Raw genomic sequence first — 9,916 nt, forward strand, 5'->3', positions numbered from 1 at the left:
AAAATCCCAGATAAAATTTTAATCTCCACCGATTTCCTATCTCTCTTAAAAAGTTCCGCCATTCGTTCCTTTAATACTTCTATCGTCAGCTTCATATCCCCTATTTTTTACTTCCATATTTTTAAATCTTTCTTATCTTGACAGTCTCAATTATCATTTATAAAAATTCTTTAATCTCTCTTTAATCTTCCTACCAATAATTAATATTTCCTCATTTTCCAAAGGTTTTGGAATTACTCCACCTTCATTTTCATAAATTTTTTTAGCCAAATCTCTATAAATTGATGCAATTTCACTGTCTGGGGAATATTCTATAGCTGTCTTACCTTCAATTTCTGCCTCTGCTATTAACAAAGAATTTGGAATTTTACCAACTATCTCAGTTTCCAATTTTTTGGCAAACTCTTTAACAATATCTTCTGCATCTAATGAACCTCTAACATTGTAAATTAATCCTCCTAACTTAATTCTTCCAGTTTTTGCAAATTCTTTAATTCCTTTACAGATATTGTTTGCAGCATATATTGACATATAGTCAGAGGAAGTTACAATATAAATCTGATTGGCAAGTCCCATTCTCAAAGGCATTGCAAAACCACCACAAACAACATCTCCAAGAACATCATATAAAACAACATCAACTCCTAATGTTTCAAAAACATTCATCTTTTTTAACAACTCTATTGCCACTATAACCCCTCTCCCAGCACATCCATAGCCAGGCTTAGGCCCTCCTGCCTCAACGCAGTAAATTCCCTTATAACCTTTATAGACAATATCATCTATACTTATAACTCCTTTTTCTATTGCCTCATCTAAGTTAAGTTTATCCAAATTTTTTTCTCTAATTGTATCTAATACCGTTGGAATCTCCTTTCCACCTCTTAAATTTGAAGTACAATCGTGTTTTGGGTCACAACCAATAACCATAACCTTCTTCCCTTCATCAGCCAAGGAAGCGGCTATATTACACACAGTTGTAGATTTACCAATACCACCCTTACCATAAAAGGCAATTTGTTTCAAAAATACCACCTCTTTTATAAAAATTAAATATTTAGAAATTTCTCTAATTTTTCTTTAGCCTTCTTTTTAAGATAGTAATTTCCTATAAATCCAGATAGTATTGGTAAAGGGGTAAAGATATACATAAAACCTCCAAAAACTCCTAAAATTTTTTTATAAAATTTTATTGAATTTATTTTTTCATCATCTACTTTAAATAACATAGATTTTATTAATTTTTTCTCTGATTCTAACACTATATCATAACTCCATAAAATAGCCTGATATAGAGGAGTTGGCTTTCCCCCAAATGTTGTTCTTTTTTTAATTATTGCTTTATATAAATCATCTGATGAATTACCTTCAAATAATGTATATGCATTACCAACCATTCTTGCTATATGTGCATCACTACTCCCAATAAATGCAAATGGCTTTTTATGATAATTTTCTATAACCTTTTTTAAAGCTATATTATTTACAATTCCATCTCTATGATAAGCGTTAAAAACTTCTACACCATCTAAATCTAAATCAAATATCCTATCTTCAAGAGATTTACATATTGGGCTATATGGATGTGGTGCTATCGCCAAACCTCCCTGTTCTTTAATTCTTTCTATAGTTTCTTCTGGAGTTAAATATTTAGGAATCTCTTCATTTAAAAATAAGCCAATAATTTCTCCCTCAGTAGTTAAAATTTCACTTCCAACTATAACTTCAATATCAAACTCTTTTTCTAATTTTTTAGTTTCAATTCCCCCTCTTATTGTATTGTGGTCAGTTATTGCTATAACTCCAATATTTCTTTTTTTAGCCATTTTTAAAATATTCCTTGGCTCTTCTACAGAATCAGGAAATTTTAACTTCCAAAATCTCCCTATACCTGAATATTTAGTATGTATATGTAAATCTGCCTTCATATTATCTCCTTATTCAAAGAGTTTTAAAACATTTGGAATTTTTTCAATTAAATCTAATGCCGTGTAGTAATAACCTTTTTCCTTTAAAAGTAAATCCCCAGCATAGCCATTAATAAAAGCTCCACAACATGCAGAAATAAAAGGCTCATTTGTAGCAAATAGCCCCCCAATTAACCCTGCCAATACATCCCCAGAACCCCCAACTGTCATTCCTGCATTTCCTGTCTTATTTATTTTTAAATTATCTGAATTAAATATTATGTCATACTTTCCTTTTAATACAATCGTTGATTTTACTTCCTCTATATTATTTAAGTCTATTTTCATATATTCAAATTCTTTTTTATGGGGGGTGAATATGTAATTTTCAGAGAATTCAATATTATCATAATCAATAACTTTAATTGCATCAGCATCAATCACTACTTTCTTATCATATTTTGATAAAAATTCATTTACAAATGACTTTGTTTTATTGTTATTAGATAAACCACTTCCTAAAACAACAACATCATACTTTTTAGCGATATTTAAAGCATAATCAACGTGTTGAGCAATTAAATAGTTATCTTCAACCTTATACATAATAAACTCTGGATGATTTAATTTGTCTATTACACAATTAACAGAAAGAATCCCTACCAAATCAACAACTTTTAATGCCGCCAATCCAGATAATATTGGAGCCCCAAAGAAATCTTTACTACCTCCTATAATTAATACTTTCCCATTCTGTCCTTTGTGGCTATTTTTATCTCTCTTTTTTAATGCTTTTAAGTCACCCCATCCAACTATATACTCTGCCTCTTTTGGTATTCCTATTTTTTCTACAATTACATTTCCTTTATTTATCGTTTTTCTCTTATGGAATGTTATAGTTAAATCACTCTTTAAGTTTCCAGTTTCTACATCAACGCTCACAACAAAAATATCTTTATTTATTTTCTTCAATTCGTTTATTTTATTAACTATTGTCTTATATGGCTCTCTCAACTCTCCTTTAATTCCTGTTCCTATCATAGCATCTACAATAACTGCCTTTTTCTCCTTTAAACTTTCAAAAATATCCTCAATATCATCAAATCCTCTAATTTCCATAATTTTTATATTTCCAAACTCTGCCAAATTTTTTAAAATTTTAAAGTTCTCTCTTGCCTCATAAGTTTTTATCTCTGATTCTTTTCCAATTAATATAACAGTTCCTCTTCCTAAATGCCTCGCCGCAACAAAGCCATCTCCACCGTTATTTCCAGTTCCACATAAAAAAATGTATTCCTCTGCCTCAATATTTTTAATTTTATCATATACTACCTTTCCAGCATTTTCCATTAACAGTATCTTTTGAACTCCTAAATACTCTGCATTGTCATCAATAATAGCCATTTCCTTTGGAGTTATAACATCTTTTTCTTTTATTTTCTCCTTTAAAATGTTAAATATCTCCATAATATCCCACATAGATACTTATTAATATTATTAATTATAATATATTTTATTGTTATATATACATTTCAGCGTAATATTTCAATTAAATTAGGGGGTTTTTATGGTAAAGAAACTTAGAAAGAAAGATATAAAGGTTCCATTAACTGTTCCAGAAAGTGTTAAAAAAGAATATATTAGTAATTATTTAGAATTAACTAAAAAGACAGGAAATGTTATGATATTTGCAGGAGATCAAAAAATTGAGCATATGAATGATGATTTCTTTGGGGAGGGGATTGCTAAGGAAGATGCATCTCCGGAGCATCTGTTTAATATAGCGAGTAAAGGAAAAATTTGTGCATTTGCCACTCAACTTGGATTAATTGCAAGATACGGAATGGATTATAAAAAAGTTCCATACATTGTAAAGATTAATTCTAAAACGCATCTTGTTAAAAGTAGAGATCCTATAAGTAAGGCATTAGTAACTGTTAGAGATGTTGTCAATTTTAAAGAAAACTCTGGATTAAATATTTTGGGAGTTGGCTACACTATCTACCCAGGAAGTGAATATGAGCATATTATGTTTGAGGAAGCATCCAAAGTTATATTAGAGGCTCATAGGCATGGATTAATTGCCATAATTTGGAGTTATCCAAGGGGTAAAAATGTTGAAAATGAAAAAGACCCTCATTTAATTGCTGGAGCTGCTGGAATTGCATGTTGCTTAGGAGCAGATTTCGTGAAAGTTAATTATCCTAACTGCGACAATGCCGCTGAAAGATTTAAAGAGGCAGTATTAGCCGCTGGAAGAACAGGAGTTTTATGTGCAGGAGGAAAGAGTGTAGATCCAGAAATATTTTTAAAAAGAATTTGGGAGCAAATAAATATTAGTGGAGCAAGAGGAAATGCTACTGGAAGGAATATACATCAAAAACCATTAGATCAGGCAGTAAGGATGTGCAATGCTATATATGCAATAACTATTGAAGGTAAAAGTTTAGAAGAGGCATTAAAGATATATTATGGAGATAGAAAATAATTATTTTGGACAGTCCAACTCTTTTGAAAATATTTTTATGTCAATTATTGGTGTTTTGTCATAAGCATCAATTTTATCAATAATAATTTTATTTTTATTAATTTTGTGGATTTTTACTGTGTATTTTCCAATAGGATTAGGTCTATACGGAGAGCGAGTGGCAAAAACACCCTTTAATGGATTTTTTAAATTCTTTTTTGGATGAACCTTTAAAATTTTTCTTTTTTCTTCATCATCATTTTTGTGAAACCACAGGAGAATAATAATATAATCTCCTTCTTTTAAACCATCTAATCCATCAATATATTCATCAAATATCTCTAAAATAGTATAATTTTCATTCTGCTTTACGACTCCAATAGGTTTTAAGTAAAACATTATAACCTCCTCTTAAAAAACTTACATGCATTTTTATAAATAACTTTTTTTACTTCTTCAACATCCATCTCTTTAATTTTAGCTATTTCTTCAACAACCAATTTAACATTTTTTGGCTCATTTTTCTTTCCTTTAATTGGAGATAAATAAGGGCTGTCAGTTTCTGTTATTAAGTAATCAATGTCTAAATTTTCTACAAGTTTTTTATGAAACTCTGAAAAACATAATAAAGTAGATATTGAAATTAAATTACCCTCTCTACATATATTTTTTGCAGTTTCTAAATCTCCACTGTAACAGTGAAACATAATATCAACTTTATCTTTAGCTATATCAAATATCTTTCTCTCAAAACCTCTTGCATGAACTACAATTGGTTTATCTAACTCAATTGCCAAAGATAAAAATTTTTTAAATATTTCTTCTTGCCTTTCATAGTTTTCATCTTTAATATCCATCCCAATCTCTCCAACAGCTAAAATCTCATTCTCATTATCTCTAATTAAATTATAAACTTTATCTATTGTTTTGTTATCTGCCTTAACCCTTGAAGGATGATATCCAAGTGTTAAATAAATATCATATTTTTTCTTAAATTTTAATGCTCTTAAACATCCTCCTAAACTTGCACCACTTGTTACTATTTTAACATTCTCTTTTTTAGATCTCTCAATAATTTCGTCTCTATTTTTATTAAAATTTTTGTCCTCTATATGACAGTGAGCATCAACATAAAACATAGGACCACCTAATTAATAATTAGATAATTTTAATGAGGGATAAAATGGAAAAAGTTTATTATGTAATAAGGGATGATTATGATTCATTAGATAATAACATCCTAAATTTAACATTTAAATCTTACAACCTTAATAATTTTGATAAAATATTAATAAAGCCCAATATTCTTGGACCTTATCCTCCTGAAAGATGTGTTACAACTCATCCAAAATTCTTAGAGTGGATTATAAAATACTTGCAGAATAATTTTAACGGAGAAATTGTTGTTGGAGAGTCATCTGGATATTCAACAAGAAAATCTTTTAGAGTTTCTGGAATTGAAGATGTTTGTATAAAATATGGAATAAACTATATTTCTTTTGAGAAAGATAAATATGTAAAAACAAAAATTCTTAATAAAGAAATCCCTATTCCAAAAACCGTTATTGATAGTGATTTAATAATAAATCTCCCAAAATTAAAAACTCATGTTTTAATGAAATTTACTGGATCTGTTAAAAATTTATACGGCTGTATTCCAGGAGGTTTAAAGCCAAAACTTCATGGACATTTTCCAAAGGAGGAAGATTTTGCAAAGTTGTTAGTAGAACTTTATAAATTTATAACTAAGGATAAAGAAATTATAACTATAATGGACGGAATTTGGGGAATGGAAGGAAACGGCCCAAGTAATGGAAAACCAAAGCATTCAAAGATAGTTATAAGCTCTACAAATCCTGTTGCAGTTGATTTATTTGCTTCCTATTATATTGGTTATAAGATGGATGAGATTTTAACAAATAGATTGCTTAAAGTTGATTTTGAAGTAATAGATGCAGACAAAAATGAGAAAAAATCTCTCAATGAAATAAAACCCATCAAATTCAAAAAACCAGATACAGTTTTATTAAATTCTATATTGCCCCCTCAAATAATTAAAATAATTTTCAATCTTATGACTCCAAAACCAAAGATAAATAAAAAATACTGTAAAAAGTGTGGAATTTGTGAAAAGGTTTGTCCAGCTAATGCAATAGTTAATTTGAAAATAGATAGAAAAAAATGCATAAACTGCTATTGTTGTCATGAGATATGCCCCTATAATGCAATTGATTTGAAGAGATTTGTTTTATTTTAATATTCTATTAATTTCTTCAAAATAGCCATTCTTACTGGAATTCCATAGAAACTCTGTTTAAAATACTTTGCCTGTGGTAGATTATCTACTTCATAATCAATTTCATCAACTCTTGGTAATGGATGCATAATTATAAATTTTTTACCTTCAACAAATTCTTTTGTAATTCTATAACTACCTTTAACTTTTTCATATTCATTAGGATCAGGAAATCTCTCTTTTTGGATTCTTGTTACATATAAAACATCTATACTATCATCAATATCTTCAATATTTTCTTTTTCATAAAATTTTATATTTTTGGATTTCAAATCTTCAATTATATCTTTTGGCATCTTTAACTCTTTTGGGGAGATGAAATACATCTCAACATTTTTAAATAAAGATAAAGCATAAACTAATGAATGAACAGTCCTACCATACTTTAAATCTCCAACAAAGGCTATTTTTATCCCATCTATTTTTCCAATCTCTCTCATTATTGTGTATAAATCTAAAAGCGTCTGTGTAGGATGCTGATTACTCCCATCTCCAGCGTTTATAATTGGAACTTCTGAATACTCACTTGCCAATCTTGCCGCTCCTTCACTTGGATGCCTCAAAACAATAATATCTGCATAACTACTTATAACTCTAATAGTATCTATAAGACTTTCTCCCTTGGCAACAGAAGAACTTTTTAAATCAGTCATTGTTATAACTTCTCCTCCTAATCTTTTCATAGAAGTTTCAAAACTTAACCTTGTTCTTGTTGATGGCTCATAAAAAACGGTTGCTAATATCTTCCCTTCTAAAAGTTTTAAAGGAGTTTTTTTCTTTAATAACTCTTCCATTTTCTCTGCTTCATCTAAAATTTCTAAGATTTCTTTTTTACCTATATCTCTCATTGAGATTAAGTGCCTCATGTTTATCCCTAATATTATATATAGAAGGTTTAACAATAACTTAAATAATTAAAGAATTATAAATAAATATTTTGGAGGAAAAGTAATATGGAATTAATTCAAATAGTTGGAATATTATTTGCATTGTTCGCTTTATCGAGAGTTATATTGCAACTAAAAAGGAGAAATATTAATATAAATGAAGGATTATTCTGGATTTTCGTTTGGAGTTTTGTTATTATATTGTTAATATATCCAGAGTTTTTTAAGTATATTGCAGAGATTTTAGGAGTAGGGAGAGGAGTTGATGCTATTATCTATATTTCTATAGTAGTTTTATTTTACCTAATTTATAGAATTTATGCTAAAATTGATCAATTAGAAAGACAGATAACATACTTAGTTAGAGAGATGGCCATAAGGGATAGATATGAGCCTAAAAGAAGAGATTGATTTTAAATTATCGTTGATTTATGATGCTCTACCTTATATTGAAAATGTAGAGTTCATTAAAAAGTTAATTGAAAGTAGTGATAGTTTAGAAGATCTTGAAAAAAAAGTTAAAGAACTCTTGGAAAAAGAAACTGATATTACTAAAAAAACTGATTTAAAAATATTGTTAGAAAAAATTGAAGAGTTTAAAAACAAATATCAAAAATAATATTAATAAATTATTTTTTCTTTCTATAACCATGCTCAAATTCTTTATCGTAGAGTTTTGAATAAGCATAATATTTAGGATTTAAAACTTCTCCAACGATTATTAAAGCAGTTTTTTTAATCCCCTCTTTTTTTACCTTTTCAGCAATATCTTTTAAAGTTCCTCTAATAATCTTTTCATCCTCCCACGATGCGTGATAAACTACTGCTACAGGAGTATCTTCTTTATAACCACCCTCAATTAACTCTTTAACAACTTTATCAATCATTGAGATTCCTAAAAAAATAGCCATCGTTGATTGATGTTTAGCTAAATCTCTCAACTTTTCTTTTTCTGGCATTGGAGTTCTTCCTTCTGGTCTTGTAATAATTACAGTTTGAGAGACTTCTGGAAGTGTTAATTCTACTTTTAATGATGCAGTTGCTGCAAATAAGGAACTAACCCCTGGAATTATTTCAACATCTATCCCATATTTTGATAGTTCATCAATCTGCTCCTTTATAGCTCCATAAATAGAAGGATCTCCTGTATGCACTCTAACAACTTTTTTTCCTTGTTCAACTGCTTTAACCATTACATTAATAATATTCTCCAAATCCATATTTGCACTATTATATATTTCAGCGTTTTTTTTATTATATTTTAAAAGTTCTTTATTAACTAATGAGCCAGCATAGATAATAACATCTGCCTCTTCTATGGCCTTTTTACCTTTAACTGTTATCAACTCGGGATCTCCTGGACCTGCTCCAACTATTATAACTTTTTTTTCCATAATTTCCCTCTACAAAATTAAACTTTCTAATTATCTATTTTATTGGGAGAATTCCACAAACTCTACAAAAGTTTTTTAAAATTTCACTTCCGTATTCAGTATGTGAAACCTCTGGATGAAATTGAACTCCGTAAATTGGTTTTGATTTATGCTTCATAGCCTCAACTTTGCATATATCAGAATGTGCCAAAATTTCAAAATCCTTTGGGATTTTTTTAACTTCATCCTTATGAGAAGCCCAAGCATTAAACTCCTTTGGAATATTTTTAAATAAATCGTTTTCTTTATCAACATAAATTTTAGTTAAGGCGTATTCTTCAGCCTCAGCTCTTCCTATTTCTCCACCATATGCCTTAGCAATAATTTGATGTCCTAAACAGATTCCTAATATTGGAAGTTTTGCATTTAACGCTATATCAATACAGTTCTTTGCCTTTTCAATATCTGGCCCTCCACTCAATATAATCCCTTTTATCTCTTTATTTTGTTCAATCTCTTCTAATGGCGTTGTATTTGGAATTATTTTCGAAGGAATTCCTATGTACTTTAAACTCCTATATATTCTATGAACATACTGCCCACCGTTGTCTAAGATAACAATCATAATATCACCTAATATCTTTGTTAGAAATAAATTTTTTAATCTTATGTAAATTTATATATCTTGCGCTAAAAATTTTATTACCATATTAGGCTCTGCTCTATTGATATACACCGCATAGAGAGAAACCCTCTATTGCTCCATAAGGGCTCTGCCTCCTATTGGTATACCTTCTATAAGTTAGTCTTTATTTTTTATTTATCATCACTTTCTCTCGCTAAAAATTTTTATTTTTTGATTTAGAGGATTTTAATTAGTTATTTTTTAATTTTAAGGATTTTTATCAAATTTCGGAGGATCTTCTATTTTGATTAATTTGAGTATTTAATTTTATTAAATTATTGAGATTTTTGGAAGATTTTAT

The 9,916-nt window shown here is 28.8% G+C and carries 12 protein-coding genes and 1 pseudogene; 4 read left to right on the forward strand and 9 right to left on the reverse strand.

What is annotated here, in order from left to right:
• The 4 genes and pseudogenes from HZY31_RS05820 to HZY31_RS05835 all read right to left on the reverse strand — a co-directional run.
• Positions 1 to 95: pseudogene (locus tag HZY31_RS05820) on the reverse strand (IS6 family transposase); the annotation flags it as partial.
• A 58-nt stretch (positions 96 to 153) separates the two neighbouring features.
• On the reverse strand, positions 154 to 1,026 hold the full coding sequence (gene nifH, locus HZY31_RS05825; protein ID WP_297318485.1) for a nitrogenase iron protein: 873 nt from the start codon (positions 1,024 to 1,026) through the stop codon (positions 154 to 156).
• A 23-nt stretch (positions 1,027 to 1,049) separates the two neighbouring features.
• Complete coding sequence (locus tag HZY31_RS05830) at positions 1,050 to 1,928, reverse strand: PHP domain-containing protein (protein WP_297318486.1); 879 nt, start codon at positions 1,926 to 1,928, stop codon at positions 1,050 to 1,052.
• A gap of 9 nt (positions 1,929 to 1,937) precedes the next feature.
• The gene (locus HZY31_RS05835) at positions 1,938 to 3,374 is read right to left on the reverse strand and encodes an NAD(P)H-hydrate dehydratase (RefSeq protein WP_297318487.1); all 1,437 of its coding nucleotides are present in this window, start codon (positions 3,372 to 3,374) and stop codon (positions 1,938 to 1,940) included.
• Positions 3,375 to 3,474: 100 nt separating this feature from the next.
• On the opposite strand from HZY31_RS05835, the gene HZY31_RS05840 reads away from it, so the two are divergent.
• On the forward strand, positions 3,475 to 4,395 hold the full coding sequence (locus tag HZY31_RS05840; protein WP_297318488.1) for a beta/alpha barrel domain-containing protein: 921 nt from the start codon (positions 3,475 to 3,477) through the stop codon (positions 4,393 to 4,395).
• Here the strand turns inward: HZY31_RS05840 and tsaA are convergent, their stop codons facing one another.
• Together tsaA and HZY31_RS05850 are read right to left on the reverse strand one after the other, a co-directional pair.
• A complete protein-coding gene (tsaA, locus tag HZY31_RS05845) occupies positions 4,396 to 4,773 on the reverse strand; it encodes a tRNA (N6-threonylcarbamoyladenosine(37)-N6)-methyltransferase TrmO (RefSeq protein WP_297318489.1) in 378 nt (125 codons plus the stop codon).
• Positions 4,773 to 5,513 (reverse strand): TatD family hydrolase, encoded by a 741-nt coding sequence (locus HZY31_RS05850; RefSeq protein ID WP_297318490.1) that lies wholly within the window; start codon positions 5,511 to 5,513, stop codon positions 4,773 to 4,775. The genes tsaA and HZY31_RS05850 overlap by 1 nt, the downstream gene beginning before the upstream one ends.
• Positions 5,514 to 5,557: 44 nt before the next feature.
• On the opposite strand from HZY31_RS05850, the gene HZY31_RS05855 reads away from it, so the two are divergent.
• On the forward strand, positions 5,558 to 6,631 hold the full coding sequence (locus HZY31_RS05855) for a DUF362 domain-containing protein (protein WP_297318491.1): 1,074 nt from the start codon (positions 5,558 to 5,560) through the stop codon (positions 6,629 to 6,631).
• Here the strand turns inward: HZY31_RS05855 and pyrB are convergent.
• On the reverse strand, positions 6,628 to 7,536 hold the full coding sequence (gene pyrB, locus HZY31_RS05860; RefSeq protein WP_297318492.1) for an aspartate carbamoyltransferase: 909 nt from the start codon (positions 7,534 to 7,536) through the stop codon (positions 6,628 to 6,630). The genes HZY31_RS05855 and pyrB overlap by 4 nt on opposite strands.
• An 87-nt stretch (positions 7,537 to 7,623) precedes the next feature.
• On the opposite strand from pyrB, the gene HZY31_RS05865 reads away from it, so the two are divergent.
• Positions 7,624 to 7,968 (forward strand): DUF2304 domain-containing protein, encoded by a 345-nt coding sequence (locus HZY31_RS05865; RefSeq protein ID WP_297318493.1) that lies wholly within the window; start codon positions 7,624 to 7,626, stop codon positions 7,966 to 7,968.
• Positions 7,946 to 8,176 (forward strand): hypothetical protein, encoded by a 231-nt coding sequence (locus HZY31_RS05870; RefSeq protein WP_297318494.1) that lies wholly within the window; start codon positions 7,946 to 7,948, stop codon positions 8,174 to 8,176. Before HZY31_RS05865 ends, HZY31_RS05870 begins: the two co-directional genes overlap by 23 nt.
• 10 nt (positions 8,177 to 8,186) lie before the next feature.
• Here the strand turns inward: HZY31_RS05870 and cobM are convergent, their stop codons facing one another.
• Entirely contained in the window at positions 8,187 to 8,951 is a 765-nt protein-coding gene (cobM, locus tag HZY31_RS05875) for a precorrin-4 C(11)-methyltransferase (RefSeq protein ID WP_297318495.1), read from the reverse strand.
• A gap of 34 nt (positions 8,952 to 8,985) precedes the next feature.
• On the reverse strand, positions 8,986 to 9,555 hold the full coding sequence (locus HZY31_RS05880; protein ID WP_297318496.1) for a GMP synthase subunit A: 570 nt from the start codon (positions 9,553 to 9,555) through the stop codon (positions 8,986 to 8,988).
• Positions 9,556 to 9,916 lie beyond the last annotated feature (361 nt).

The sequence above is a fragment of the Methanocaldococcus sp. genome, from assembly GCF_024490875.1.
GTDB lineage: Archaea > AGJL01 > Methanococci > Methanococcales > Methanocaldococcaceae > Methanocaldococcus.